This is a genomic window from Burkholderia sp. AU33545 (assembly GCF_020419685.1).
Taxonomy (GTDB): Bacteria; Pseudomonadota; Gammaproteobacteria; order Burkholderiales; family Burkholderiaceae; genus Burkholderia; species Burkholderia diffusa.
The window spans coordinates 654,509-680,240 of sequence record NZ_JAIZRQ010000003.1; the positions used below are offsets into that span (position 1 = coordinate 654,509).

24 protein-coding genes are annotated in these 25,732 nt (G+C 67.1%); 15 read left to right on the top strand and 9 right to left on the bottom strand.

All coding sequences use genetic code 11. The features are described 5' to 3' along the window. Positions 1-63 precede the first annotated feature (63 nt). Positions 64-477 carry a DUF3995 domain-containing protein gene (locus LGM71_RS12930; protein ID WP_226115033.1) on the top strand — a complete coding sequence of 138 codons (414 nt, stop codon included), beginning with the start codon at positions 64-66 and terminating at the stop codon, positions 475-477. A 234-nt stretch (positions 478-711) separates the two neighbouring features. Here the strand turns inward: LGM71_RS12930 and LGM71_RS12935 are convergent, their stop codons facing one another. Then, the gene (locus LGM71_RS12935; protein ID WP_226115034.1) at positions 712-1,071 is read right to left on the bottom strand and encodes a hypothetical protein; all 360 of its coding nucleotides are present in this window, start codon (positions 1,069-1,071) and stop codon (positions 712-714) included. Between the two features lie 6 nt (positions 1,072-1,077). Between LGM71_RS12935 and LGM71_RS12940 the strand changes: the two genes are divergently transcribed. From LGM71_RS12940 to LGM71_RS12955, 4 genes are all read left to right on the top strand, one after another. Further along, a complete protein-coding gene (locus tag LGM71_RS12940; RefSeq protein ID WP_124623685.1) occupies positions 1,078-1,815 on the top strand; it encodes a gluconate 2-dehydrogenase subunit 3 family protein in 738 nt (245 codons plus the stop codon). After that, a complete protein-coding gene (locus LGM71_RS12945; protein ID WP_226115035.1) occupies positions 1,815-3,593 on the top strand; it encodes a GMC family oxidoreductase in 1,779 nt (592 codons plus the stop codon). Before LGM71_RS12940 ends, LGM71_RS12945 begins: the two co-directional genes overlap by 1 nt. Beyond that, positions 3,590-5,014 carry a cytochrome c gene (locus tag LGM71_RS12950; protein ID WP_226115036.1) on the top strand — a complete coding sequence of 475 codons (1,425 nt, stop codon included), beginning with the start codon at positions 3,590-3,592 and terminating at the stop codon, positions 5,012-5,014. Before LGM71_RS12945 ends, LGM71_RS12950 begins: the two co-directional genes overlap by 4 nt. A gap of 208 nt (positions 5,015-5,222) precedes the next feature. Beyond that, on the top strand, positions 5,223-6,944 hold the full coding sequence (locus LGM71_RS12955) for a cation:proton antiporter (protein ID WP_174906663.1): 1,722 nt from the start codon (positions 5,223-5,225) through the stop codon (positions 6,942-6,944). A 130-nt stretch (positions 6,945-7,074) separates the two neighbouring features. Here the strand turns inward: LGM71_RS12955 and LGM71_RS12960 are convergent, their stop codons facing one another. Next, positions 7,075-8,967: a peptidoglycan D,D-transpeptidase FtsI family protein gene (locus tag LGM71_RS12960; protein ID WP_226115037.1), complete on the bottom strand. Its 1,893-nt coding sequence runs from the start codon at positions 8,965-8,967 to the stop codon at positions 7,075-7,077. Between the two features lie 375 nt (positions 8,968-9,342). Beyond that, positions 9,343-9,690, bottom strand: coding sequence for a DUF3564 family protein (locus LGM71_RS12965; protein ID WP_124900705.1), 348 nt, complete (start codon positions 9,688-9,690; stop codon positions 9,343-9,345). A 649-nt stretch (positions 9,691-10,339) separates the two neighbouring features. Here LGM71_RS12965 and LGM71_RS12970 point away from each other — a divergent pair. After that, entirely contained in the window at positions 10,340-11,539 is a 1,200-nt protein-coding gene (locus tag LGM71_RS12970) for an SDR family oxidoreductase (protein WP_124623699.1), read from the top strand. A 78-nt stretch (positions 11,540-11,617) separates the two neighbouring features. Here LGM71_RS12970 and hpaR read toward each other — a convergent pair whose 3' ends face one another. Further along, positions 11,618-12,058 carry a homoprotocatechuate degradation operon regulator HpaR gene (hpaR, locus tag LGM71_RS12975; RefSeq protein ID WP_059599282.1) on the bottom strand — a complete coding sequence of 147 codons (441 nt, stop codon included), beginning with the start codon at positions 12,056-12,058 and terminating at the stop codon, positions 11,618-11,620. Positions 12,059-12,218: 160 nt separating this feature from the next. Between hpaR and LGM71_RS12980 the strand changes: the two genes are divergently transcribed. From LGM71_RS12980 to hpaI, 7 genes are all read left to right on the top strand, one after another. Continuing rightward, a complete protein-coding gene (locus LGM71_RS12980; RefSeq protein ID WP_226115038.1) occupies positions 12,219-12,908 on the top strand; it encodes a fumarylacetoacetate hydrolase family protein in 690 nt (229 codons plus the stop codon). Then, positions 12,905-13,669 (top strand): fumarylacetoacetate hydrolase family protein, encoded by a 765-nt coding sequence (locus LGM71_RS12985; RefSeq protein WP_226115039.1) that lies wholly within the window; start codon positions 12,905-12,907, stop codon positions 13,667-13,669. The genes LGM71_RS12980 and LGM71_RS12985 overlap by 4 nt, the downstream gene beginning before the upstream one ends. A gap of 26 nt (positions 13,670-13,695) precedes the next feature. After that, positions 13,696-15,159 (top strand): 5-carboxymethyl-2-hydroxymuconate semialdehyde dehydrogenase, encoded by a 1,464-nt coding sequence (hpaE, locus tag LGM71_RS12990; RefSeq protein WP_059599285.1) that lies wholly within the window; start codon positions 13,696-13,698, stop codon positions 15,157-15,159. 64 nt (positions 15,160-15,223) lie between these two features. After that, the gene (hpaD, locus tag LGM71_RS12995; RefSeq protein WP_124900709.1) at positions 15,224-16,072 is read left to right on the top strand and encodes a 3,4-dihydroxyphenylacetate 2,3-dioxygenase; all 849 of its coding nucleotides are present in this window, start codon (positions 15,224-15,226) and stop codon (positions 16,070-16,072) included. A 29-nt stretch (positions 16,073-16,101) separates the two neighbouring features. Next, positions 16,102-16,494 carry a 5-carboxymethyl-2-hydroxymuconate Delta-isomerase gene (locus tag LGM71_RS13000; RefSeq protein ID WP_226115040.1) on the top strand — a complete coding sequence of 131 codons (393 nt, stop codon included), beginning with the start codon at positions 16,102-16,104 and terminating at the stop codon, positions 16,492-16,494. A gap of 20 nt (positions 16,495-16,514) precedes the next feature. Beyond that, positions 16,515-17,318: a 2-oxo-hept-4-ene-1,7-dioate hydratase gene (gene hpaH, locus LGM71_RS13005; RefSeq protein ID WP_059599288.1), complete on the top strand. Its 804-nt coding sequence runs from the start codon at positions 16,515-16,517 to the stop codon at positions 17,316-17,318. Between the two features lie 10 nt (positions 17,319-17,328). Next, positions 17,329-18,135 carry a 4-hydroxy-2-oxoheptanedioate aldolase gene (gene hpaI / locus LGM71_RS13010; protein ID WP_226115041.1) on the top strand — a complete coding sequence of 269 codons (807 nt, stop codon included), beginning with the start codon at positions 17,329-17,331 and terminating at the stop codon, positions 18,133-18,135. An 80-nt stretch (positions 18,136-18,215) separates the two neighbouring features. Here hpaI and LGM71_RS13015 read toward each other — a convergent pair whose 3' ends face one another. Continuing rightward, positions 18,216-19,007, bottom strand: coding sequence for an AraC family transcriptional regulator (locus LGM71_RS13015; RefSeq protein ID WP_226115042.1), 792 nt, complete (start codon positions 19,005-19,007; stop codon positions 18,216-18,218). A gap of 95 nt (positions 19,008-19,102) precedes the next feature. Between LGM71_RS13015 and LGM71_RS13020 the strand changes: the two genes are divergently transcribed. Next, positions 19,103-19,354, top strand: coding sequence for a hypothetical protein (locus LGM71_RS13020; RefSeq protein WP_124900711.1), 252 nt, complete (start codon positions 19,103-19,105; stop codon positions 19,352-19,354). A 306-nt stretch (positions 19,355-19,660) separates the two neighbouring features. Here LGM71_RS13020 and LGM71_RS13030 read toward each other — a convergent pair whose 3' ends face one another. From LGM71_RS13030 to LGM71_RS13045, 4 genes are all read right to left on the bottom strand, one after another. After that, positions 19,661-20,734 carry a porin gene (locus tag LGM71_RS13030; protein WP_059599292.1) on the bottom strand — a complete coding sequence of 358 codons (1,074 nt, stop codon included), beginning with the start codon at positions 20,732-20,734 and terminating at the stop codon, positions 19,661-19,663. A 138-nt stretch (positions 20,735-20,872) separates the two neighbouring features. Beyond that, positions 20,873-21,940 carry an ABC transporter ATP-binding protein gene (locus LGM71_RS13035; RefSeq protein WP_226115043.1) on the bottom strand — a complete coding sequence of 356 codons (1,068 nt, stop codon included), beginning with the start codon at positions 21,938-21,940 and terminating at the stop codon, positions 20,873-20,875. Further along, positions 21,933-23,705 (bottom strand): ABC transporter permease, encoded by a 1,773-nt coding sequence (locus tag LGM71_RS13040; protein ID WP_059679647.1) that lies wholly within the window; start codon positions 23,703-23,705, stop codon positions 21,933-21,935. Before LGM71_RS13040 ends, LGM71_RS13035 begins: the two co-directional genes overlap by 8 nt. 108 nt (positions 23,706-23,813) lie before the next feature. Next, positions 23,814-24,914 carry an ABC transporter substrate-binding protein gene (locus tag LGM71_RS13045; protein WP_059599295.1) on the bottom strand — a complete coding sequence of 367 codons (1,101 nt, stop codon included), beginning with the start codon at positions 24,912-24,914 and terminating at the stop codon, positions 23,814-23,816. A 125-nt stretch (positions 24,915-25,039) separates the two neighbouring features. On the opposite strand from LGM71_RS13045, the gene LGM71_RS13050 reads away from it, so the two are divergent. Further along, positions 25,040-25,714 (top strand): response regulator, encoded by a 675-nt coding sequence (locus LGM71_RS13050; RefSeq protein WP_059599296.1) that lies wholly within the window; start codon positions 25,040-25,042, stop codon positions 25,712-25,714. The last annotated feature ends 18 nt before the right edge of the window (positions 25,715-25,732 follow it).

Below are 25,732 nucleotides of genomic sequence, written 5' to 3' on the forward strand. Positions count from 1 at the left end.
CCGCGTGCTGCCGGAGCCGTTCCGGCTGGATCACGATACGATGAGACAAGGAACCTTACCGAGATGAGCGGCGCGTATTTCAGCGTGCCGACGCTTTGTGCGATTGCAATCGTTCAAGTCTACTGGGCGTTCGGCGGACGGTTCGGCAAGCGTGCGGCCATTCCGGAACAGGATGGGGTACCGCTCCTGCGGCCGACCATGCTCGGCACGCTCGCCGTCGCGACGGCGTTGCTGGCCGGCGCATGCGCGGTGGCGTCGCGCGCCGGCTGGCTGTGGCCGAACCTGTATCCCGGCGCGATCGCGCTCGCGATCGTTGCGCTCGCATTGATCTTTGCGGTGCGCGCGGTCGGCGATTTCCGCTACGTCGGCTTCTTCAAGCGGGTGCGCGGGTCGCGTTTCGCGCAGATGGACAGCCTGTGTTACTCGCCGCTGTGCGTGGCGCTCTCGTTGTCGATCGCGTCGATGCTGTGGTCGTGATGAGCGCCGCGCCTGGCGCGGCAGCCAGTTTGCAGCGCGCGGCGCCCTGACGCCCGTCGCGGCGTCGCGATCGAACGCGCGGAGTGGGCGAAGCCCGCGCATCGCGCCACCGTGGTGAGCGTCGACACGACCCGCGCCACGGCTCTTGCACATTCCGGAAAACGATTTCCTCATTGTTGCGGTTTTCGATGTAATGAATTGCATTGAACCCTTTGGAAATGGAACCGGTTCCATTTATAATTCGCGGCGTTTGTCGTCGGGCCCGGAATGAGGGTCGTGCACGATGCGCTTGCCGTCGGCAAGCGCGGCGTCTAAGTTGAACAGGGCCATGGCGATGAAGGGCAGATGCGGGCGGTAAGCCGGTATCTGCCCGATGATCAGACCCGCAAAGAGGTCGAACCCGCAGCGCGCCGGAACCGGCGCGCTGCGCGGCTGCATGACGGCGCCACCGCGCAGCGCGTGGCGTGCGCCCGCATCGAGGTTGTTCGCAACGCCGCTAGAACAGGACGGCCGGCCGCGTGCGGCAAGGCTGCCGTGCCGGGCATGCCGCATGCGGAATGCGGGCCCCGAACCACGTTCCACAACGATCACCATCCGACCATGTCCACGCCACCCGACAAACCCAATTCGCGTCGCCGCTTCCTGCGCACGTCGGTCGCGCTCGTGCCGATCGCGTCGGTCGCCGGTTGCGACCTGCGCTCGTCGTCGTCCTCGACCACGGCCGGCAATGCCTCCACCGCGCCGGCCGGCGGCGAACGCGCGCCGTACAAGCCGACCTTCTTCGATGCGAAGGAGTGGGCGTTCGTCCAGGCCGCCGTCGACCGGTTGATCCCGGCCGACGCCGAAGGCCCCGGCGCGCTCGAATCCGGCGTGCCCGAATTCATCGACCGCCAGATGGAAACCCCGTACGCACACGGCGCGACGTGGTACATGCAGGGGCCGTTCCAGCAGGGCGTGCCCGAGCTCGGCTACCAGCTCAAGCTCGTGCCACGCGACATCTACCGGCTCGGCATCGCGGCGGTCAACCGCTATTGCGAAAAGGCCCATGGCAAGGTGTTCGCCGATCTCGACGCGCCGACTCGCGACACCGTGCTCGGCGCACTCGAAAAAGGCGGCGCGCAGATCGACGACGTGCCGTCCGCCGTGTTCTTCGGCCAGTTGCTGCAGAACACGCGCGAAGGCTACTTCTGCGATCCGGTGCACGGCGGCAATCACGACATGGCCGCGTGGAAGATGATCGGTTTTCCGGGCGCGCGCGCCGACTTCATGGATTTCGTCAACCAGAACGGCAAGCCGTACCCGTACGGCCCCGTCTCGATCAACGGGGAGCGCAGCTGATGGCCGCAGAGAAAAAGCCGCATGTCGATGCGGTGATCGTCGGCTTCGGCTGGACGGGCGCGATTCTCGCGAAGGAACTGACCGAAGCGGGCCTGAACGTCGTCGCGCTCGAGCGCGGCGAGTATCGCGACACCTACCCGGACGGCGCGTATCCGAACACGATCGACGAGCTGACCTACAACGTCCGCAAGAAGCTCTTCCTCGACCTGTCGAAGACGACCGTGTCGATCCGCCACGGCGTGCAGGACACCGCGCTGCCGTACCGGCAGCTCGCCGCGTTCCTGCCGGGCGAGGGCGTCGGCGGCGCGGGGCTGCACTGGTCGGGCGTGCATTTCCGGATCACGCCGGAAGAGCTGCGCCTGCGCAGCCACTACGAAGAGCGCTACGGCAAGAAGTTCATCCCGGAAGGGATGACGATCCAGGACACGGGCGTGACCTACGACGAGCTCGAGCCGCATTTCGACTTCGCCGAGAAGGTGTTCGGCACGTCGGGGCAGGCGTACAAGGTCGGCGGCAAGGTGGTCGGCGACGGCAACGTGTTCGAAGCGAACCGCAGCGACAACTTCCCGCTGCCCGCGCAGTTCAACACCTATTCGGCGCAGCGCTTCTTCGACGCGGCCAAGTCGCTCGGCCTGCATCCGTACCGGCTGCCGTCGGCGAATACGTCGGGCCCATACACCAACCCGTACGGCGTGCAGATGGGCCCCTGCAACTTCTGCGGCTACTGCAGCGGCTACGCGTGCTACATGTACTCGAAGGCGTCGCCGAACCTGAACATCCTGCCGGCGCTGAAGCAGGCGCCGAACTTCGAGCTGCGCTCGAAGTGCCACGTGTTGCGCGTGGACCTCGACGACACGAAGAAGCGTGCGACGGGTGTCACCTACGTCGACCCGGCCGGCCGTGAAGTGCACCAGCCGGCCGATCTCGTGATCGTCGCGGCGTTCCAGTATCACAACGTGCACCTGCTGCTGCTGTCGGGTATCGGCAAGCCGTACGACCCGATCTCGGGCGAAGGCGTGGTGGGCCGCAATTTCGCGTACCAGAACCTGTCGACGATCAAGGCGTTCTTCGACAAGGACACCTTCACGAACCCGTTCATCGGCGCGGGCGGCAACGGCGTCGCGGTGGACGACTTCAACGCGGACAACTTCGACCATGGCCCGCTCGGCTTCGTCGGCGGTTCGCCGCTTTGGGTGAACCAGGCCGGCGTGAAGCCGATCAGCGGCATTGCGACGCCGCCGGGCACGCCGCAATGGGGCGCCGCGTGGAAGAAGGCCGTGAAGGACAACTATGCGCACACGATCTCGATGGATGCGCACGGCACGAACATGTCGTACCGCGATGTCTACCTCGACCTCGATCCGACCTATCGCGATTCGTACGGCCAGCCGCTCTTGCGGATGACCTTCGACTGGAAGGACAACGACATCAAGATGGCGCAGTACGTGACCGGGCAGATGAAGAAGATCGCGGAGGCGATGGGGCCGAAGGCGATCGGCGTGTCGACGCGCGAGTTCGGCAAGCACTTCGATTCGCGCGCATACCAGACGACGCACCTGGTGGGCGGCGCGATCATGGGCACCGATCCGAAGACGAGCGTGCTGAACCGCTACCTGCAATGCTGGGACGTGCACAACGTGTTCGTGATGGGCGCGTCGGCGCTGCCGCAAGGCATCGGCTACAACCCGACCGGGATCATCGCGGCGCTGGCCTACTGGTCGGCACGCGCGATCCGCGAGCAATACCTGAAAAATCCCGCTCCGCTGGTGACCGCATGAAGAGGACAGTGAACCACCACAACGCCGCGCGCCGAATTTCCCCGCTGCGGCGCGCACTGGCGATCGGCACGGCATGGGCGGCGATCGGTCTCGCGGGCGGGGCGGCCTTCGCGCAACCGGCGGGGCCGGCTGCGGCTTCGGGCCCGACGGCGGCACCGGCGGCACAATCGGCCGACGCGAACCTCGTCAAGCGAGGCGAATATCTTGCCCGCGCGGGCGACTGCATCGCATGCCACACTGCGAGCGGCGGCAAGCCGTTCGCGGGCGGGCTGAAGTTCGACACGCCGATCGGCGCGATCTATTCGACCAACATCACGCCGGACCCGAAGACGGGCCTCGGCGGCTGGACGCTCGACGACTTCACTCGCGCGGTGCGCGAGGGCGTCCGCAAGAACGGCGACACGATGTACCCGGCGATGCCGTACCCGTCCTACGCGCGCCTGAGCGACGACGACGTGAAGGCGCTGTATGCGTACTTCATGCACGGCGTCACGCCGGTCGAACGCGAGAACCGCGCGGTCGACATCGTTTGGCCCCTGTCGATGCGCTGGCCGCTGATGTTCTGGCGCAAGATGTTCGCGCCGGCGCCGAAGCCGTTCGATGCGGCGTCGTACACCGATCCGGTGGTCGCGCGCGGCGCGTATCTCGTGCAGGGTCTCGGTCATTGCGGCGCGTGCCACACGCCGCGTGCGGCGACGATGCAGGAGCGCGCGCTGACCGATGCGGGCGGCCTCGACTTCCTGGCCGGCGGCGCGGCGATCGACGGCTGGGTGCCGACGAGCCTGCGCGGCGAGCCGCGCACCGGGCTCGGCACGTGGAGCGAATCCGAGATCGTGCAGTTCCTGAAGACCGGCCGCACGCTGCGCACGGCCGCGTTCGGCGGGATGACGGACGTGGTCGGCCACAGCATGCAGCACTTGAGCGACAACGACCTGACCGCGATCGCGCGCTACCTCAAGACGCTGCCGCCGCGCGCGCAGGGCGAGCAGCCGCACATGTACGACGCGGCCGCGGCGAAGGCGCTGCAGACCGGCGACGCGAGCAAGCCGGGCGCCGCCGTCTATCGTGACAACTGCATGGCGTGCCACCGCAGCGACGGCCACGGCTACACGCGCGTGTTCCCGGCGCTCGCCGGCAACCCGGTCGTGCAGGGCGAGGATCCGACGTCGCTGATCCACGTCGTGCTGGAGGGCAGCGCGCTGCAGGGGACGCACACTGCACCGTCGACCTTCACGATGCCCCCGTTCGGCTGGCGCCTGTCGGACCAGGAAGTCGCGGACGTGTCGAACTTCGTGCGCACGAGCTGGGGCAATATGGGCACGGCGATCACGGCCGCGCAGGTCGCGAAGGTGCGCAAGAGCACGCCGTCGACGCGGCCGGAGCCGCCGCCGGGCGCGCGGTTCCCGCAGGCGTCGCGCTGACGCACGCGGCGGGACGCCGGTCGCCGCCCGATCGATCCGCCGCGCCGCCGGCCGGCGCGTGGGGCGCGTTCCGGCTGCCCGGGGTAGTACCCCCGCAATGGCGGGCCACCGCGTGAATTTTTCGCGGTGGCCCGCCATTTTTCCATCTCATCCCTTATCCTTCCATTCTTGAACCTTACTAAATAGTTACAAGAACTCGGGAGGGGGGATGCCTCATGACGTTAGCCTGATTGCGTTGCTCGCGGCCGGTTTCGGTCTCGCGATGATCTTCGGTTACCTCGCGTCACTGCTGAAAATGCCGCCGCTCGTCGGCTATCTGCTCGCCGGGATCGTGATCGGCCCCGGCACGCCCGGTTTCGTCGGCGACCTGTCGCTCGCGCAGCAGCTCGCGGAAGTCGGCGTGATGCTGCTGATGTTCGGTGTCGGCCTGCATTTCTCGCTCGGCGATCTGCTCGCGGTGCGCAAGATCGCACTGCCGGGGGCCGTCGTCCAGATTACCGTCGCAACGTTGCTCGGCGGCGGGCTCGCGCTCACGTGGGGCTGGAGCCTCGGTGCGGCGCTCGTGTTCGGGCTCGCGCTGTCGGTCGCGAGCACGGTCGTGCTGCTGCGGGCGCTCGAGGGGCGCGGCCTCGTCGAGACGGTGAATGGGCGCATTGCGGTCGGCTGGCTCGTCGTCGAGGATCTCGTGATGGTGCTGGTGCTCGTGCTGCTGCCGCCCGTCGCGGGGCTGCTCGGCGGCACGCCGCCCGGCGATGCGCACGCGGCCGGCGGTAGCGTGTGGGGCACGCTCGGCGTCACGATGCTGAAGGTCGCCGCGTTCATCGCACTGATGCTCGTGGTCGGCAAGCGCGTGTTCCCGCGCATCCTGTGGCTCGTCGCGCGCACCGGTTCGCGCGAGCTGTTCACGCTGTGCATGATCGCCGCGGCGGTCGGCATCGCGTTCGGCGCGGCGAAGCTCTTCGACGTGTCGTTCGCGCTCGGCGCGTTCTTCGCCGGGATGATGATGCGCGAGTCGGAGTTCAGCCGGCGCGCGGCCGACGAGACGCTGCCGCTGCGCGACGCGTTCTCGGTGCTGTTCTTCATTTCGGTCGGGATGCTGTTCGATCCGACGGTGCTGCTCACCGAGCCGCTGCACGTGATCGAAGTCGCGGCGATCGTCCTGATCGGCAAGACGCTCGCGGCGGTCGCGCTCGTGATCGCATTCCGCTATCCGCTGAACACCGCGCTGACGGTCGGCGCGGGCCTCGCGCAGATCGGCGAATTCTCGTTCATTCTCGCGGGGCTCGGTCGCGCGCTCGGGCTGCTGTCGGCCGAAGGGCAGAGCCTGATCCTCGCGGTCGCGCTGATCTCGATCGCGATGAACACGCTGCTGTTCGCGATGATCGATCCGGCGCTCGCGTGGATCCGCAAGCATTCGGCGTTCGCGCGCAAGCTCGAGGCACGCGACGATCCGCTCGCCGCGCTGCCGATGTCCACGCCGCAGACGCACCTGACCGGGCAGGTCGTGATCGTCGGCTACGGCAAGGTCGGCACGCGGATCGCGCATGCGCTGGACGAGCGCGGCATCGCGTATGTCGTCGTCGAGCAGAATCGCGAGCTCGTCGAAAAGCTGCGCGCGGACGGCGTCGCCGCCGTGTCGGGCGACGCGATCGAGCCGGTCGTGCTCGTGCAGGCGCATATCGCGCGCGCCGGGATGCTGGTCGTCACGCTGCCGGACGTATTCGACGTGCGGCAGATCGTCGAGATCTCGCGCACACTGAACCCGATGCTGGAGGTCGTGCTGTGCACGAACAGCAGCGACGAGGCCGCGTTGCTGTCGAGCGAGGGTGTCGGCACCGTATTCATGGGCGAGAGCGAACTCGCGCGCGGAATGACCGAGCACGTGCTCGGCAGGATGGTGAAGCCGGTGGCGGATGCGCACGCGCACTGACGGTCGCGCGGCCGGGGTCGCGCGGGTGGCGGGATAGTGTCGGCCAGCGGAAAGCGGGCGTGCCGGGAATTCGGCACAGCGAACAGTCGACCTTTTCGCCTCGCGCGGCGCCGAGTGCGCCCTGGCGGCTTCAGCCTGCCGCCGCCTTCGCCGGTACGGCCGCGCCGGATTGCGCGGCCGTTTTCACGGGGGCCGATGCTTTCTGCTCGCCCGCCGTCTTCGATTGCGCCGTGGTCTTCGGCGCCGCGACGGTCTTCTGCGGTGCGGCCTTGACCGGCGCATTCGGCGTCGGCTCGACCGGTGCGTCGGGCGGCACGCCGAGCAACTGCAGCGAGCCGCTCGTGACCGACGAGAACACCGGGCCGGCCACCGTGCCGCCGTAATAGCCCTTGCCGCGTGGCTCGTCGATCATCACCGCGACGATCAGGCGCGGGTTGCTCATCGGCGCCATCCCCGCGAACAATGCGCGGTACTTGCCCTTCGCATAGGTCGCGCCGACCTGCTTGCGCGCCGTGCCCGTCTTGCCGCCGATCCGGTAGCCGTCGACGCGCGCGCGGCGCCCCGTGCCGCCTTCGCCGACGGCCGACTCGAGCATCGCGCGGATCGCCGCCGCGGTTTGCGGCGACGTCACGCGGTGGCCGCGATGGGCATTGATCGTCTGCGGGTCGGAGCCGTTCTTCAGCAGCGACACCGGGTGCAGCGTGCCGTCGCCCGCGTAGGCGGTGTAGGTCTGCGCGATCTGCAGCAGCGACATCGACAGCCCGTAGCCGTACGCCATCGTCGCCTGCTCGATCGGCCGCCAGCGCTTGTAGCCGCGCAGGCGGCCCGACGCGACGCCCGGGAATGTCAGCTCCGGCGCGCGGCCGATCCCGTATTCCTGGTACTTGTTCCAGATCGTTTCGGCGGGCAGGTTCAGCGCCAGCTTCGCGAGCGCGACGTTGCTCGACTTCTGCAGCGCCTGCGAGACGGTCAGCGAGCCGTGGTTCGACGTGTCGTGGATCACGGCCGGGCCGATCTTGTAGGTGCCGGGCGATGTGTTGATGATCGTGTTCGGCGTGACCTTGCGCTCGTCGATCGACAGCGCGACGACGAGCGGCTTGATCGTCGAACCCGGCTCGAACGTGTCGATCACCGCGCGGTTGCGCAGCTGCTGGCCCGTCAGCCGGGCGCGGTCGTTCGGGTCGAAGGTCGGGTAGTTCGCGAGCGCGAGGATTTCGCCGTTCTGCGCGTCGAGCACGACCACGCTGCCGGCTATTGCGTTGTTCTCGAGCACTGCGGCCTTGAGCTGGCTGAACGCGAGCTGCTGGATCCGCCGGTCGATCGTCAGTTCGATCGTCGCGCCGTGCTGCGCGGGCACGAGCGGACGCGTGTCGGACACGATGCGGCCGAGCCGGTCGCGGATCACCTCGCGCTGCCCGGAGGTACCCGACAGCCGCCCGTTCGCCGCGAGCTCGACGCCTTCCTGGCCCTTGTCCTCGACGTTGGTGAAGCCGACTACGTGCGCGGCCGATTCGCCCTCCGGATAGAAGCGCTTCGAGTCGGCGATCTGCGTGATGCCGTCGATCTCGAGCTTGTCGAGCCGGCTCGCGGTGTCGGCGTCGATCTGCCGCTTGAGCAGCACGAACGTGCGGTCGTTGCGCAGGCGGCGCTTCACTTCCGCGAGCGGCATGTCGAGCAGCTTCGCGATCTGCGGATAGTCGATTTCGGCGACCTGTTTCGGATTCGCCCAGATTTCATACGTCGACAGGCTGACCGCGAGCATCGCGCCGTTGCGGTCGACGATGCGCCCGCGCATCGCGTCGAGCTCGATCGTGCGCTGGTAGCGCTTCTGGCCTTGCCCGACGTAGAAATCCTGGTTCGCGACCTGCACCCAGAAGGCGCGTCCGATCAGCGCGGCGAAACCGAGGGACACCATGATCACGACCAGCTTCGAGCGCCACATCGGCAGGCGCGACGCGAGCATCGGATGCTTGGTCGCGGCGGCGTATGGATCGGCGGGATGGGTCTTCTTTTTCGCGCTCATGCAAGGGCCGGGTCGGGCCGCCGGACGGCGGCAAGTCAGTTGGAATAATGCGATTGTAATAAATGAGTAAACATCATGTGAGGAAAGTATGTTTCGGCCCCATAAAAGGTTTGCGTTTCCGTCCGGGCACGGTCCGAAGAAGGGGAGCGCGGCGAAATGGCAAATGCGGCCTGACGTAGTTGTGCCGACGGAGCCGGGAGGGATGGGCGGAGCGTTACCGCCGCCGCGGTTCGATTAACCCGGCCCCGATTAATTAAGGGTCCGGAAAATAAAAAGGCGCCTCGAAGAGAGGCGCCGTTATTCGTGAATATCTAAATGAATATCGCGGAAACTGGAATAAACCCGAAAACCGCAGAGGATTGCCGTCAAAAATACCTATCGCGCGACGGAAATAAATTCATGATATTCCGACTCCGCCGTGGAACGATCGACCGCCTGCAGACGCCATGCGCCGTCGGGGTGCTCGCCGGCGAGCACAGCCGGACCTTGCTCGCGCTGCGTCGCGCTGAACGACAGCCCCTTCAACTGGCATACGGCATTCCCGCTGTCGGCCGCGCAGAGGGCCATTGCGCCTTCCACGTCCCGGACCTTGCCCCAGCTCGGAAGATCGATCCCCTGGTGTGCCTCGCGTGACCACAGCCCCTCATCGGTATCGACCCAGAGCACCGCGAAGGAGTGACGGGTTGCCGACTCGCTGCCATTAATCCGAATAGTGAGGCGCATTGGATCGTCTCCTGAAAAAAATGACACATTCGACCGTTTTGGTTTGACCAGTCTAGATAGACTGCCGTGAAACGCAAGTGATAATCCGCAATAAATCCGAATTGCACCAATAGGCGTTTCCCGATGAAACGACGTCTGACGATCCGCCACGATCGTGACGGAGCGCGCAAACGCAAGCGCAGCATGATCCGCGCGCCGCGACCGGAACCTGGCGTGTCCCGGACATGCGATGACCCGGGAGAGGCCGCGTCGAAGTGTCGCGTCGAAGCGAGGGCCCGACGCGCATCGGCCGTCCTGCCACGGAAGCCCTCGCATGCTGCCCGACCGGACGTTTCGATGATTTGACTGCCCGGCCGGTACGACACACTCCGACATTTCGCATACAAATCCGCACACTTTCACGAAACTTTCAGGACAGACTTGCGGGCGATCAGGCCCCACACTTGGATCTTCCGATCCTGCGCCGCGGACGCCTGTCCGTGGCGGGCCGCCGCCGCCTCGTGCCAGAGACGCGATCGACGCGATCGCGGGCCGCAGCCCGATCGGGATAACCGGGGCGAGCGTCGGCCCCGGCCCGGCCGACAGCCGTGCGCCGCTCCGCGATCCGGGGCGGCCGCGGCGTCCGGCCGATTCTTCGAAGGAGACTATCGTGCTGATCTGGAAAACCGCGTTGTCGCTCAACTGGCGCACGAGCCTCGTGTCGCCGGCCAGCGCACCGGTTGCGGCGGCCAACGTCGGACGGCTGGTGCTCACCGGCGCCACCGGCTTCATCGGCAGCACCGTGCTGACGGCGCTCGTCAACGCCGGGTTGCTCGAGCGCATCGTGTGTGTCGTTCGTGCGGAGCATCGCGCCCACGCGGTCGCGCGTTTGCGCGAAGCGGCGTTGCGCGCGGGGCTCGCGCCGTACTGGGCATCGCGTCTCGGCGACGCGAACGTGGTCGTCGGTGCGCTCGGCGACGTGTGGCAGGGCACCGACGCGTCGCGTCTCGCCGGCGCGACGCACGTGATCCATTGCGCGGGCCATGCGTCGCCGGCCGACGGTTCGCACCTGCAGGCCGACATCGCCGATTCGCTGCGCTTTGCCGAGCGGTTCGCGCACGCGCCGCAGCTGCAGCGTTTCGTGTACGTCGGCACCGCCTATGCGCACGCGGGCCGCGGCGGGATCGTGTACGAGGCGTCGGCGGGCGACGCGGCGCAGGGCGGCGACGGGTTGCACGGCGCGGTGCTCGCGGCGGACTACCTGCAAGCGAAGGCCGAAACGGAGCAGCGCCTGCGCGCGCTCGGGCTGCCGCTCGTCGTCGTGCGTCCGTCGCACGTCGTCGGTCATACGGTGCTCGGCACGCGGCCCGCACCGAATTCGTTCTGGATGTTCCGCGTCGCGCACGCGGCGCGGCGCTTTACCGCGCGGCCGATGACGCGCATCGACATCGTGTCGGTCGACGATGTCGCGCGCGCGACGATGCTGCTGGCCGTGAAGCCGACGCTGATGCACGACGTGTACCACGTGTCGGCCGGCGACGAGGCGCCGCAGGTCGCGCAGATCGTGCGCGCGATGGACGAGGCGGCCGGCATGACGGGCGCGCCGCGCTACGCGGCCTGTGCGCCGGCCGAACTGCCGCTCGTGGTGCGCGATGTGCTCGGGCGGTCCGATCCGGCGCTCGAACGCGTGATCGGCCGCGCGTTGCAGCGGTGCGCGGAGTTCGCGATGGTCGATCGCGTGTTCGACAACCACCGCGTGCGCGACGAAATCGATTTCGAGCCGCTGCCGTTCATCGATTACGTCGAGGAATGCATGCGCACGTCGCGCGGCGTCGCGGTGACAGAACTGATGCGCGGCGCGCTGCACTGACGGCCCGCGCGATGCGGGGCCTGCCGATTCCCGGGGGCCGGTTCGTCGCCGCTCGCGGCGGTCCGGCGGCGGCAGGCCCTACGACGCGCTGCCGAGTTCGATCAGCCGGTCGAGCGCCCGGTAGATGTCGTCCAGGCCGTCCTGGCCGAAACGCGCTTCAAGCTGACGATATTGCTCGTCGATGCGCGGACCGATTTCCGTGACCAGTTTCCTGCTTTGCGGCGTCAGGCTCACCAGCAGCCTGCGCTGATCTTCCTGCGCGCGGGTGCGCGTAATCAGGCCGTCGCGCTCCATGCGTTCCAGCACGCCCGTGAGGCTTGGGCTCAGGATGCAGCAGCGGCGCGCGATCTGTCCCGCTTCGAGCGCGTGCGCCGGCTCGCCGTCGAGCACGCGAATGATCCGCCATTGCTGTTCGGTCAGCGCGAATTCCTTGAGAATGGGCCGGAACAGGCACATCAGCGTTTCGCGGGCCTCGAGCAGCAGCATGGCCAGGTTGCGATGGTCGAGCGTACGGTTCATCGGGGTGGGTAGAGGGGCAGAGGACGGGGACGCATCAATCTTAACAGCCGGTGGGAATGAATTTCGTGTGTCAGGGTAATCGAGGTTGCGAGCGTTCGATTGTTTACTTAAGATGTTAAGTATTGACGATGCGCCGCGACGCGCGGCAGGGGAATGACGCATGGAGCTGTCCTGCATGACCGCCGCGGCACTGCCGCTGCCGGTCGCCATCGGTACCGTCTACGGTGCGCTGCTCAACGAGCGCGCCGCACTCGACGCGCTCGGCGACGCCGTTCACGCGCCGCCTTACGGCCGTCCGCCGCAGGCACCGATCCTTTACATCAAACCGGCCAACACGCATGCGGCCGACGGCGCGGCCGTCGTGGTGCCGGCGGGCATCGATGCGTTGGAGATCGGCGCGTCGGTGGCCGTCGTGTTCTCGCGGCGTGCGACGCGCGTGCCGGCCGCGCAGGCGCTCGACTACGTGCACGGCTACACGCTCGCGAGCGACGTGTCGGTTCCGCACCGCGATTACTACCGTCCGGCCGTGCGCTTCAAATGTCGCGACGGTTTCTGCCCGTTGGGCCCGGCGATCGTGCCGGCTGCTGCGCTCGGCGACATCGACGCGATCGGCCTGACGGTACGGATCGACGGCAGCACCGCGGTGTCCGCATCGACCGCCACACTGATCCGCCCGGTGCGCGAGCTGATTGCCGACGTGACGGCGTTCATGTCGTTCGACGCGGGCGACGTGCTGCTGCTCGGCGTCGCGGGTGGCGCACCGCTTGCCCGCGCGGGAAGCGTGGTGGAGATTACCGCTGCCGGCATCGGCACGTTGCGGCATACGTTGATTGCGGAGGAAGCACGATGAAGACGGCGCGCGTGATCTACAACGGCGCACTGCATGCGGCCGAACCGGCCAGCGACGGCGCGATCCGCCTCGACACGGGGCGCGTGATCGCCGAGGACGCGGTGACGTGGCTGCCGCCCGTCGCGCCGCGCACGACGTTCGCGCTCGGCCTCAACTACGCGGACCACGCGAAGGAACTCGCGTTCAAGGCACCGAGCGAGCCGCTGATTTTCCTGAAGGGGCCGAACACGTTCATCGGTCATCGGTCGCGCACCGTGCGCCCGGCGGACGCGACGCACATGCACTACGAGTGCGAGCTGGCCGTCGTGATCGGCCGCCCGGCGCGCAACGTGAGCCGGGCGCGGGCAATCGACTACGTTGCCGGCTACACGGTCGCGAACGACTACGCGATCCGCGATTACCTCGAAAACTACTACCGCCCGAACCTGCGCGTGAAGAACCGCGACACCTGCACGCCGCTCGGGCCCTGGCTCGTCAGCCGCGACGAGATCGGCGATGCGGGCGGCCTCACGCTGCGCACGACGGTGAACGGCCGGGAGACGCAGCGCGGCAGCACGCGCGACATGATCTTCGACGTACCCGCGCTGATCGAGCACATCAGCGGTTTCATGACGCTCTCGCCGGGCGACCTGATCCTGACCGGCACGCCGGAAGGGTTGGCCGACACGAAGCCGGGCGACGAGGTGGTGACCGAAATCGAAGGGATCGGCCGGCTCGTAAACACGATCATCGGCGAAGCAGACTACTATCGCGCCGGCTGAGCCCGTCGCCCAAGGAAGGAGAGCACATGACCATCAAGCACTGGATCGACGGCCGCGAAGTCGAGAGCCGCGAGACCTTCACGACGCTGAATCCCGCGACGGGCGACGTGATCACCGACGTCGCATCGGCCGGCGAAGCCGAAGTCGACGCGGCCGTGCGCGCGGCGAAGGAAGCGTTCCCGAAATGGGCGAACACACCCGCCAAGGAGCGCGCGAAGCTGATGCGCAAGCTCGGCGAGCTGATCGAGAAGAACGTGCCGATGCTCGCCGCGCTCGAGACGCAGGACACGGGCCTGCCGATCGCACAGACGAGCAAGCAGCTGATTCCGCGCGCGTCCGAGAACTTCAACTTCTTCGCGGAAGTGTGCGTGCAGATGAACGGCCGCACGTATCCGGTCGACGACCAGATGCTGAACTACACGCTGTACCAGCCGGTCGGCGTGTGCGCGCTGGTGTCACCGTGGAACGTGCCGTTCATGACCGCGACGTGGAAGACGGCGCCGTGTCTCGCGCTCGGCAACACGGCCGTGCTGAAGATGTCGGAGCTGTCGCCGCTGACGGCCGACCAGCTCGGCCGGCTCGCGCTCGAGGCTGGCATTCCGCCGGGTGTGCTGAACGTCGTGCAGGGCTACGGCGCGACCGCAGGCGACGCGCTGGTGCGCCATCCGGACGTGCGCGCGGTGTCGTTTACGGGCGGCACGGTCACGGGCAAGCGGATCATGGAGCGCGCGGGCCTGAAGAAGTATTCGATGGAGCTTGGCGGCAAGTCGCCGGTGCTGATTTTCGACGATGCCGATTTCGACCGCGCGCTCGACGCGTCGCTGTTCACGATCTTCTCGATCAACGGCGAGCGTTGTACCGCAGGCTCGCGGATCTTCGTGCAGCGCACGATCTACGATCGCTTCGTGCAGGAATTCGCGCGCCGCGCGAACAACCTGGTGGTCGGCGACCCGTCCGACCCGGCGACGCAGCTCGGCGCGATGATCACGCGCCAGCACTGGGAGAAGGTGACCGGGTATATCCGGATCGGCGAGCAGGAAGGCGCGCGCGTGGTGGCAGGCGGCGCGGACAAGCCGGCCGGTCTCGCCGAGCATCTGCGCAACGGCAACTTCGTGCGCCCGACCGTGTTCGCGGACGTCGACAACCGGATGCGCATCGCGCAAGAGGAAATCTTCGGACCGGTCGCGTGCCTGATCCCGTTCGAGGACGAGGAAGAAGGTCTGCGGCTCGCCAACGACACGTCCTACGGGCTCGCGTCGTACATCTGGACGCAGGACGTCGGCAAGGTGCATCGCCTCGCGCGCGGTATCGAGGCCGGGATGGTGTTCGTGAACAGCCAGAACGTGCGCGACCTGCGCCAGCCGTTCGGCGGGGTGAAGGAGTCGGGCACCGGCCGCGAGGGCGGCGAGTACAGCTTCGAGGTGTTCGCGGAGATCAAGAACGTGTGCATCTCGATGGGTTCGCATCACATTCCCCGCTGGGGCGTGTAACTGGCGCGGGTCGTTTCGCCGCAGGAATACCGCCAGAACGCCAGAACGATACGGAGACTTAACGATGGGCAAACTGTCCCTCGCCGCGAAGATCACGCACGTGCCGTCGATGTACCTGTCGGAGTTGCCCGGCAGGCATCATGGCTGCCGCGAAGCGGCGATCCGCGGCCATCAGTTGATCGGTGAGCGCTGCCGCGCGCTCGGCGTCGACACGATCGTCGTGTCGGACGTGCACTGGCTCGTCAACGCCGGGTATCACGTGAACTGCAATGCGCGGTTCGCGGGCACGTATACCAGCAACGAACTGCCGCATTTCATCCGCGACATGGAGTACGCGTATCCGGGCAACCCGGCGCTCGGCCGCCTGATCGCCGAGACGGCCAGCGCGCGCGGCATCGCGACGCGTGCGCACGAGATCGACAGCCTCGAACTCGAATACGGCACGCTCGTGCCGATGCGCTACATGAACGGCGACCAGCACTTCAAGGTCGTGTCGATCGCGGGCTGGTGCATGTGGCACACGCTCGACGAAAGCCGGCGCTTCGGCGAGGCGCTGCTCGAGGCGATCGGCAAGAGCGATTCGAATGTCGCATTCCTCGCGAGCGGTTCGCTGTCGCACCGCTTCAATGACAACGGCAGCCCCGAGGAATCGATCCACCAGATCAGCCGCGAATTCTTCCGGCAGGTCGACCTGCGCGTGGTCGAGCTGTGGAAGCAGGGCGATTTCAGGACCTTCTGCGCGATGCTGCCCGAATACAACACGCATTGCCACGGCGAAGGCGGCATGCACGACACGGCGATGCTGCTCGGCCTGCTCGGCTGGGATCGCTACGACAAGCCCGTCGAGATCGTCACCGACTATTTCGCGAGCTCCGGCACCGGGCAGATCAACGCGATCTTCCCGCTCGCCTGAGCGCCTCATCACCTATCAGGAGCGTTGCCATGCCACACATCGTCGTCGAGTACACCGCGAACATCCGCGACGACGCGCGCATTCCCGCGCTGCTGCGCACGATCAACGCGACGCTGATCGCGCAGGGCGGCGTGTTCCCTACGGGCGGCATCCGCTCGCGTGCGATCGAGCTGCAGGACTACTGCGTCGCGGACGGCACCGAGGACGACGCGTTCGTCCACGTAACGCTGAAGATCGGCTCGGGTCGCAGCGACGAAATCAAGAAGGCCGCGTGCGACGCCTTGTTCGACGCGATCAAGGCGCATTTCGCCGAACTGTACGCTAAACGTTACCTCGCGTTGTCGATGGAGCTCACCGAGTTCAGCGAAAGCGGCTCGTACAAGCACAACAACATCCATGCCCGCTACAAGCGGGCCGGCTGAACCCCATTCCCGATCCGACCATGCTCGAACCTGCCCTCATCGATCAGCTCGCCCGACGCCTGCACGACGCCGAGCGCGCGCGCACGCAGATCCGCCAGATCTCGCTCGACCATCCCGACATCACGATCGACGACGCCTATGCGATCCAGCGCGCGTGGGTGAACCTCAAGCTTGCGGAAGGCCGCACGCTGAAAGGGCACAAGATCGGCCTTACGTCGAAGGCGATGCAGAACACGTCGCAGATCGACGAACCCGATTACGGTGCGCTGCTCGACGACATGTTCTTCGACGACGGCGGCACGATTCCGACCGGGCGCTTCATCGTGCCGCGCGTCGAGGTCGAACTCGCATTCGTGCTCGGCAAGCGGCTTGCCGGCCCGAACTGCACGATCTTCGACGTGTACGACGCGGTCGACTACGTGGTGCCCGCGCTCGAGATCATCGACGCACGCAGCCAATCGATCGACCCCGACACGAAGCGGCCGCGCAAGGTGTTCGACACGATCGCCGACAACGCGGCCAATGCGGGCGTCGTGATCGGCGGGCGCCCGGTGCGGCCGCAGGACGTCGACCTGCGCTGGGTCGCGGCGATCATGTCGCGCAACGGCGTGGTCGAGGAAACGGGGGTCGCGGCCGGCGTGTTGAACCATCCGGCCAATGGCGTCGCGTGGCTCGCCAATCGGCTGGCGCGTTTCGGCGTCGCGCTCGAGCCGGGGCAGATCGTGCTGGGCGGCTCGTTCACGCGACCGTGCGCGGCGCGGCCGGGCGACACGTTCAGCGTCGACTACGGTCCGCTCGGGACGATCCAGTGCCATTTCGAGTGAGGGGCGCGCGATGCAGATTCCGCCGAATGTCTTCAAGCGCGCGCTCGCGCGCGGCGATGCGCAGATCGGGCTGTGGCTCGGGCTCGCGAATCCGTACAGCGCCGAAGTCGTCGCCGGCGCAGGGTTCGACTGGCTGCTGATCGACGGCGAGCATGCGCCGAACACGGTGCCGACGATTCTCGCGCAGTTGCAGGCGATCGCGCCGTATCCGTCACATGCGGTCGTGCGGGTGCCGTGGAACGATCCGGTGATCGTCAAGCAGGTGCTCGACCTCGGCGCGCAGACCTTACTCGTGCCGATGGTGCAGAGTGCCGATGAAGCGTGCGCGGCGGTGGCCGCGACGCGTTATCCTCCGCACGGGATTCGCGGGGTCGGCAGTGCGCTTGCGCGCGCGTCGCGTTGGAATCGCGTTGGGGACTACCTGCATCGCGCGAACGACGAGATGGCCGTGCTCGTACAGGTCGAGACGCGCGCCGGGCTCGATGCGATCGACGCGATTGCGCGGGTCGACGGCGTCGATGGCGTGTTCATCGGGCCGGCGGACCTCGCTGCCGATCTCGGGCATCTCGGCAATCCGGGGCATCCCGATGTGCAGGCTGCGATCGACGGCGCGATCCGGGCGATCAAGGCGGCAGGGAAGGCGCCGGGCATTCTCAGCGCGGACGAGGCGGCGGCGCGTCGGTACCTCGAAGCTGGGGCGTTGTTTGTTGCGGTCGGCGTGGATACAACGCTGCTGTCGCGGAGTGCGGAGCGACTGGCGGCGCGATTCAAGGGGAACGGCGGCGAGGCGGCGAAGAAGGGGGATGGGACGTATTGACGAATGACGGCGGCAGGCGTTTTCAGTCTACCGGACGCTTGCCTTCCGTCCCATGGTTTCCCATTTGCCAAGGGCCGCGCTCATTCGTCTCCGCGTCGCCCTGTTTCCATATACCTCCCCGGCGTCGTCCCCAACGCACGCTTGAACATGTCGATGAACGCGCTCACATTGTCGTACCCGAGATCGAGCGCGATCGTCGTCACCGGCACGCCGTCGGCAATGCTCTCCAGCGCCCGCAGCAGCCTGGCCTGCTGACGCCACCGGGCGAACGTGAGCCCCGTCTCCGCGACGAAGCGACGGCTCATCGTCCGCGCGCTGATCCCGGCCCATTCGGCCCATTCCTCGAGCCGCCGGTTGTCCGCGAGATCCGCGGCAAGCGCATCGGTGATCCTCATCAGCTGCGGATCCCGCGGCCGCACCAGCCCCAGCGCCTCGACCTCCGACGACGCGATTTCATCGAGGATCACATCGGCGATCCGCGTCTGCGCGGCATCCAGGTCCGCATTCCCCCAACTCGCCGCGCGCTGCACGGCTTCGCGCAGCAGCGGCGTCGTGCGGATCGCGCGCGGGGTGCCCGGCAGTACCGCGCAGCGCGCTTCGGCGACGAACGCCGACCAGCCGGCAATCGGCCCGAACGAACGCAACGAATGCCGGCAGTGCGGCGGAATCCAGATCGCATGGATCGCCGGCACGACCCAGTCCTGATCGTCGAGGCCGATCGTCAGCAGCCCGCTCAGCGCGCCGACGAGCTGCCCGCGCGCATGCGAGTGGGATGGCGTCACGCGCGGGTCGCGTTGCGACATGACGGCAGCGACGACGAACGGGCCGTCGTCGGACGTGACGAATCGGGCGGGCAGGAGTGGATCGGACATGGCCGGATATCGGTATCGAATGGCCGTTATACCGGAGATCGGCCGGATTCGCGCGCCTACACTGCGGCCATCGATGACAACCGGAGTACGACACGATGCGAGCCGAACAGATGCTTCCCGACCATGCCGACCGGATCGAGGCCGACGGAACGACGATCCGCAAGGGCACGGTTGGTGCGTTCCTGGTTAACGCGCGGGTGCTGACCGACCCGAACGCCGCGCCCGCCGACCGGGCGCGCGCGGAAGTCGACACGATCGATGCATTGCCCGCCTTACGCGCGCTTGGCCTGTTCGACGTGCTGGAAGTTCGCGATCCGGCGCTGCGCGCGTGGCTGAACGCACGCTGACGCGCACCGGAACCGTCGATCGAGATCCCCGATTGAAGGAGCCACGGTGAAAGCAGCAGTCGTAACGGGCGCCGGCGAGCGCCCCGTCATTGCTCGGCGCGGGCGCTCGCGCCACATTTCCGCACAGGCGCGGATGTCGTGCTCGACTGTCTGTGGGGGAGCAGCGCGCAGGCGCTGCTGGTTGCCGCGGAGAAAGCGACGCCCGATGACCGCCGGCTGCGTTTCGTGCAACAACCAGGGGCGGGGCGGCCAGTCGAGGCCCGGCGACGCGGCGCGCAACGTCTGCGCCGCCGCCCGCCGTCAGACTCAGAACCGCTGCTGAATCCCGGCCGTCACGCCGACCTGCGTCGTGCCGTAGCCCGCGAAATCGCGCGAAACGCCGACCTTCTGGTCATGCTTCGCGATCGCAAACGCGCCTGCCGCATACAGCACCGTGCGCTTCGACAGCGCGTAATTCGCGCGCACCGACACCAACGTCGGATCTGCATCGCTGCCGCCCTTGACGTTCTGGTGATAGACAGCGGCGATCAGCGAGAACGTCGGTGTGAACTGGTACGACCCGCCGACCCAGTACGTGTCGCTCAACTGGTTCGCCGCAGTGGTGCGAAACGTGCGCTTGTAGTTGCGATAGCCGGCCATCGTTTTAAGGTTGCCGAAGTCGTAGCTCAGGCCCGCGTGGATGCCCTGGATGTAGTTGACGGTATCGGCCGGCGTGACGCTGTCGGCCGCGCCGTTCTGCCGGTCGAACGTCAGCACTGCCGCGAACGGGCCGGTCTCGTAGCCGAGCGCGAAGTCGTATTTCGAGCTGGTCTTCACGCTGCCCGGCACGTTGCCGAAGCCGTACATCGCGCCGAACTTCACGCCGCTGAATTCACCGTCGTAGCGCACCGCGTTCGACGAGCGCGTGAACATGCCGTCCTTGCGGCCACCCGTCGCCATCGACGACGTCGCCCACGAGTAGTTCTGCGCGTAACCCATCGGGTCGAACGGCAGCATGTAGTCGTAGGTGACGGTGTAGTTGCGGCCGAGCGTCAGCTCGCCCCATTTTCCTTTCAGGCCGACCGTCGCGCGGCGCGCGAAGATCGAGTCGGGGCCGTCGTCGAACGCTCCGTTCGCGAGATCGATGCCGCTTTCGAGGCGGAACACGGCTTTCAGCCCGCCGCCGAGATCCTCGACGCCGCGCAGGCCCCAGCGCGACGTATTCTTGTTGCCCGACTTCAGCTTGACGGAACTGCCGCCTTCCGGTGCCGCATGGTTCGTGTATTCGATGCCGGCATCCATGATCCCGTACATCGTGACCGACGACTGCGCGTGCACGGCCGGCGCGGCGATGCAGGCCGCGGCGGCCGAGCTGGTGAGGAGTGCTGCACGAAATTTCATTGACGGTGTCTCCTGGTTTATTGTGGGTTGGGTGAAACGGGTGTGACGCGGTCGCGGCCAACGCCGGAAAGCGTTCGCCGGGCCAGCCGGTCATTGCCTTGCTCGACGTGCGCGACGGCGCGCAGGCCGCCGCGCGGGTCAGTCCGCTTTCGCGAACGCCCAGCAGTCGTTGGTCGGGAATTCGATCCAGTGCTTGCCGGCCGCGCGCGGCACGTGGCCGAACGCGCGCAGGCGCATTTCGCCGCAATGGAACAGGTATTCCCAGCGATCGCCGAGATACATCGACGTGACGAGATCGGCCTGCAGCCGGTTCGCGCCCGGGCCGTCGGCGACCTGCACGCGTTCGAGGCGGATCACGGCCTGCACGTCCTGGCCCGGTGCGAACGCGTCGCGGGCCAGCGCCTGCAGTTCCCAGCCGTCGCCGGCGAGCGTCACACGTTCGCCGTCGACGGCGGCGACGCGTGCGTCGATGCGGTTGTTGCTGCCCATGAACTCGGCCGTGTAAAGCGAGCGCGGCGCGCCGTAGAGCTCGGCCGGCGTGCCTTCCTGTTCGATGCGGCCGTTGCGCAGCAGCAGGATGCGGTCGGACATCGCCATCGCCTCGGTCTGGTCGTGGGTCACGCAGAGCGCCGACAGCCCGAGCGACACGATCAGCTCGCGCAGCCATGCACGCGCTTCCTCGCGCAGCTTCGCGTCGAGGTTCGACAGCGGCTCGTCGAGCAGAATCACCGGCGGGTTGTAGACGAGCGCGCGTGCGATCGCGACGCGCTGCTGCTGGCCGCCCGACAGCTGATGCGGAAAGCGTTCAGCGAGATGGCCGAGGCCGAGCTGGTCGAGCGCGGTCTGCACGCGGCGCTTCTGTTCGGCGGGCGCCACGCGGCGCAGCTTGAGCCCGTAGCCGACGTTCTCGGCCACGGTGCGATGCGGCCACAGCGCGTACGACTGGAACACGAGGCCGAGCGAACGCTGTTCGACCGGCAGATCGACGCGCTGCGCGCCGTCGAAGAACACGCGGTCGTCGAGCTGGATGCGGCCGTCGGACGGCTGTTCGAGGCCGGCCACCGCGCGCAGCAGCGTGGTCTTGCCGCTTCCCGATGCGCCGAGCAGGCACACGACTTCGCCAGCCTTCAGTTCGAACGACACGCCCTTGAGGATCGGGTTGGCGCCGTAGCTGAGATGCAGGTCGTCGACGATGAGCTTATCCATGAAGTTTCACTCCGAAGCGCAGGGCCACGCCGAGACCGGCGCCGACCATCGCGATGTTGATGACAGAGAGCGCGGCAACCTGGTCGACGGCGCCGGTCGCCCATAGCGACACGAGCAGCGCGCCGATCACTTCGGTGCCGGGCGACAGCAAGTAGACGGCGGTCGAGTATTCGCGCTCGAAGATCATGAAGATCAGGAGCCACGCGGCGAGCAGGCCGAAACGCACGAGCGGCAGCGTCACGTCGAGCGACACGCGGCTGCGCGTCGCGCCGACGCTGCGGCCGGCTTCCTCGAGCTCGGGGCCGACCTGCAGCAGCGCGCTTTGAATGAGCCGCATCCCGTATGCGAGCCACACGACCGTGTACGCGATCCAGATGCTCCACATCGAGTTCTTCAGCTCGCGCAGGCCCGGGACGAACAGGAAGATCCAAAGGAACGCGAGACCGGCGAGCAGGCCGGGCACCGCACGCGGCAGCAGCACGAGGTAGTCGAGCAGCTTGGTCGCCCAGTCGGGGCGGCGATGGCCGGCGAACGCGACGAGCGAGTAGAAGCCGATCGCGAGCGCGCCGCCGATCACGCCGATGCCGAGCGTGTTGATGATCGCGCGCACGAGGTTGTCCTGCTCGAACAGCTCGATGAAGTTCGACAGCGTCAGCACTTCGGCGAGCGCGACGCCTTCGCCCCAGTTGGTCACGAATGCGCGCAACACGATGCCCGAGATCGGCACGATCACCGTCAGCATCAGCCACAGCGCGACGATCGCGAGCGCAACCCAGCGCCATACGCCGAGCGGCAGCACCGTCGCGCGGCCGGCCTTGCCCTTCACGGTGACGAAACGGTTCGCGGTCTTCAGCAGGCGGCGCTGCAGCAGCACGAGCGGGAACGTGATCGCGACGATGCACACCGCGACCGCGGCCATCAGGTGATACGACGGCACGCCGAGCTTGTTGGTCAGCTTGTACAGGTAGGTCGCGAGCACGAGGTGGCCTTCTGGATCGCCCAGCACGAGCGGCAGCCCGAACACCTCGAAGCCGAGGAAGAACACGAGCACGCCGGCGAACAGCAGTGCGGGCATCGTCATCGGCAGGCTCACGTCGAGCGCGACGCGGAACGGGCGGGCACCCGTCACGCGCGCGGCTTCCTCGACGTCCGAGCCGAGGTTGCGCAGCGCGGCCGACGAGTACAGGTAAACGTGCGGAACGTGCGTGAGGCCGACGATCACCGTGATCGCGAAGATCGAGTAGACGTTCCAGGGTACGTTCTGCACCCCGAACAGTTCCTTGAACCACACCGAGTAGAAGCCGACCGGGCCGGCGGCGACCACGTAGCCGAACGCGAGCACCATCGGCGACACGAACACGGGCGTGAGCAGCAGCGGTTCGAGCCAGCGGCGGCCGGGCAGGTCGGTGCGTACCATCAGGAACGCGAGAATGCCGCCGAGCGGGATCGAGATGAACAGCATCCCGCCGGCGATGATGAACGAGTTCTTTACGGCCGACCAGAAGTCCGGGTCGGTGAAGATGAAGCGGAAACCCTCGATGCCGAGCGTCTTGTTCGCGTCGAAGAACGGCGCGGACAACAGGCTCTGGAACAGGATGAAGCCGAGCGGCAGCGCGACCGCGACGGTGAGCACCGCGACGACGATCCAGCGCAGCATGCCGGCGAGCGGCTGCAGGCTGTTGGCCGGCAGCGCGGGGATCGCGCCGCCCGGGCCGGTGGTGGGCGGAACGGCCGGCGCCGTTGCCCGTGTGCTGGTTGAAAGCATGAGTTCGCCCCTGCGGCCATCCGGATGGCCGCCTCTAGGAAGTCGGTAAGGGGAAGGGGGCGCCCGCGCGATGCGCCGCGGGCGCCCCGTGGTCAGCTGCTCAGCGGATCAGCGCTTGATCGCCTGCTGCCATTGCTTCAGGAACGCAAGCCGCTTCGACTGGTCGAGATAGACGAGCAGGCCGGTGCCGATCTGGATCGGCTTCAGCGAATCGCCGAGTTCCTTCGTGAGGCTCGCGGCCGACGTTTCGCCGGTCACGTCCGCACGGATCGCGTACAGGTTCGCCTGATTCGCGATCAGCGTCTGGCCGCGCTGCGACAGCAGGTAGTCGACCCACAGCTTCGCGGCGTTCGGGTTCTTCGCCTTCTTCGAGATCGTAGCCAGGCGGCTCACGACTTGTGTGTAGTCCTTCGGAAACACGTAGCCGATCGACTTGTCCTTCTTCGCCTTCGCGTACGCATACGAGCCGATGATGTTGTAGCCGATCAGGTTCTCTCCGGACGAAATGCGCTCCATCATCGCGCCGGTGCTCGACTGCAGCTTCGGGCCGGTCGCGCCGATCGCCTTCACGAGCTCCCACGTGACCTTCTCGTTCACGTGCGCGTCCTGCGTCAGGTAGTTGAAGCCGACGCCCGACTTTTCGATGTCGTAGGTCGTGACCTTGCCCTTGAACTTGTCGGCCTGCGTGGTGAGCAGCTTGATCAGGTCGGCGCGCGTCTTCGGCACCTCGTTCTCGGGGATCAGGCGCTTGTTGTAGACGATCGCGAGCGGCTCGAACGTCGTGCCGTACGCCTGCTTCTGGTATTGCGCCCATTGCGGCACGTTCGCGCTTTCGGGCGAATCGTACGACGCCATCAGGCCGTCGTTGACGAGCTTGACCTGCAGGTCCATCGCCGAGCTCCACAGCACGTCGGCACTCGTGCTGCTCGCCGCGTTCTCGCTGATGTAGCGGTTGTACAGCTCGGTGCTGTTCATGTCGTTGTATTCGACCTTCACGCCGTACAGGCTTTCGAAGTCCTTGATCAGCGGGCGCACGAGGCCCGTGTCAGTCGTCGAGTAGACGATCAGCTTGCCTTCCTTCTTCGCGGCGTCGACGACGCCTTGGTAGTTACCCGGATACCCGGCCGGGACCTGCGCGACGGCGGCGCCGGCGGCGGTGCCCAGGACGATCGCCAGCGCGGCGGTGAGCTGCTTCGGTGCAAACGGCATGTCTTCCTCCAGTGATGCGTGTGTGTTGTTCGAGTGACGCGGATGTTAATTGCGAGGCACTTTCAGCCTGCTTTCATTTCGGTTCACAATAGCGTCCTTTGTGTCATGGATTTCCCGAGGTCCCCATGCGTGTGCTGCTCGTAGAAGACAACCCGAACCTGGCGCAGTCGCTGAACGACGCGCTGAGCGCCGCGCGCTTCGCGGTCGATCACATGGCGGACGGGGAGGCGGCGGATCACGTGCTGCGCACGCAGGACTACGCGCTGGTGATCCTCGATCTCGGGCTGCCGAAGCTCGACGGGCTCGAGGTGCTGCGGCGGTTGCGCGCGCGCCGCAATCCCGTGCCGGTGCTGATCCTGACCGCGCACGGCTCGGTCGAGGACCGCGTGAAGGGGCTCGATCTCGGGGCCGACGACTATCTCGCGAAGCCGTTCGAACTGACCGAGCTGGAGGCGCGTGCCCGCGCGCTGATCCGGCGCAGCCTCGGCCACGAGCATTCGCGGGTCGCATGCGGGCCGCTTTCGTATGACAGTATCGACCGCAGCTTCCATCTCGCCGGCGAAGCGCTGCCGCTCACGCCGCGCGAGCGCTCGGTGCTGGAGGTGCTGATCCTGCGCAACGGTCGCGCGATCAACAAGGAGACGCTGTCGGAGAAAATCTTCGGGCTCGACGAGTCGGTCAACGCGGACGCGATCGAGATCTACGTGTACCGGCTGCGCAAGAAGCTGGAAAACACCGGCGTCGCGATCGTCACGCTGCGGGGGCTCGGGTATCTGCTCGAAGCGAAGGCCGCCGGATGAACCCATCCCACGCTCGCT

Coding starts and splice junctions, on each gene's coding strand:
- LGM71_RS12930 (WP_226115033.1), top strand. CDS start 64: ATGAGCGGCGCGTATTTCAGCGTGCCGACGCTTTGTGCGATTGCAATC.
- LGM71_RS12935 (WP_226115034.1), bottom strand. CDS start 1,071: ATGGTGATCGTTGTGGAACGTGGTTCGGGGCCCGCATTCCGCATGCGG.
- LGM71_RS12940 (WP_124623685.1), top strand. CDS start 1,078: ATGTCCACGCCACCCGACAAACCCAATTCGCGTCGCCGCTTCCTGCGC.
- LGM71_RS12945 (WP_226115035.1), top strand. CDS start 1,815: ATGGCCGCAGAGAAAAAGCCGCATGTCGATGCGGTGATCGTCGGCTTC.
- LGM71_RS12950 (WP_226115036.1), top strand. CDS start 3,590: ATGAAGAGGACAGTGAACCACCACAACGCCGCGCGCCGAATTTCCCCG.
- LGM71_RS12955 (WP_174906663.1), top strand. CDS start 5,223: ATGCCTCATGACGTTAGCCTGATTGCGTTGCTCGCGGCCGGTTTCGGT.
- LGM71_RS12960 (WP_226115037.1), bottom strand. CDS start 8,967: ATGAGCGCGAAAAAGAAGACCCATCCCGCCGATCCATACGCCGCCGCG.
- LGM71_RS12965 (WP_124900705.1), bottom strand. CDS start 9,690: ATGCGCCTCACTATTCGGATTAATGGCAGCGAGTCGGCAACCCGTCAC.
- hpaR (WP_059599282.1), bottom strand. CDS start 12,058: ATGAACCGTACGCTCGACCATCGCAACCTGGCCATGCTGCTGCTCGAG.
- LGM71_RS12980 (WP_226115038.1), top strand. CDS start 12,219: ATGGAGCTGTCCTGCATGACCGCCGCGGCACTGCCGCTGCCGGTCGCC.
- LGM71_RS12985 (WP_226115039.1), top strand. CDS start 12,905: ATGAAGACGGCGCGCGTGATCTACAACGGCGCACTGCATGCGGCCGAA.
- hpaE (WP_059599285.1), top strand. CDS start 13,696: ATGACCATCAAGCACTGGATCGACGGCCGCGAAGTCGAGAGCCGCGAG.
- hpaD (WP_124900709.1), top strand. CDS start 15,224: ATGGGCAAACTGTCCCTCGCCGCGAAGATCACGCACGTGCCGTCGATG.
- LGM71_RS13000 (WP_226115040.1), top strand. CDS start 16,102: ATGCCACACATCGTCGTCGAGTACACCGCGAACATCCGCGACGACGCG.
- hpaH (WP_059599288.1), top strand. CDS start 16,515: ATGCTCGAACCTGCCCTCATCGATCAGCTCGCCCGACGCCTGCACGAC.
- hpaI (WP_226115041.1), top strand. CDS start 17,329: ATGCAGATTCCGCCGAATGTCTTCAAGCGCGCGCTCGCGCGCGGCGAT.
- LGM71_RS13015 (WP_226115042.1), bottom strand. CDS start 19,007: ATGTCCGATCCACTCCTGCCCGCCCGATTCGTCACGTCCGACGACGGC.
- LGM71_RS13020 (WP_124900711.1), top strand. CDS start 19,103: ATGCGAGCCGAACAGATGCTTCCCGACCATGCCGACCGGATCGAGGCC.
- LGM71_RS13030 (WP_059599292.1), bottom strand. CDS start 20,734: ATGAAATTTCGTGCAGCACTCCTCACCAGCTCGGCCGCCGCGGCCTGC.
- LGM71_RS13035 (WP_226115043.1), bottom strand. CDS start 21,940: ATGGATAAGCTCATCGTCGACGACCTGCATCTCAGCTACGGCGCCAAC.
- LGM71_RS13040 (WP_059679647.1), bottom strand. CDS start 23,705: ATGCTTTCAACCAGCACACGGGCAACGGCGCCGGCCGTTCCGCCCACC.
- LGM71_RS13045 (WP_059599295.1), bottom strand. CDS start 24,914: ATGCCGTTTGCACCGAAGCAGCTCACCGCCGCGCTGGCGATCGTCCTG.
- LGM71_RS13050 (WP_059599296.1), top strand. CDS start 25,040: ATGCGTGTGCTGCTCGTAGAAGACAACCCGAACCTGGCGCAGTCGCTG.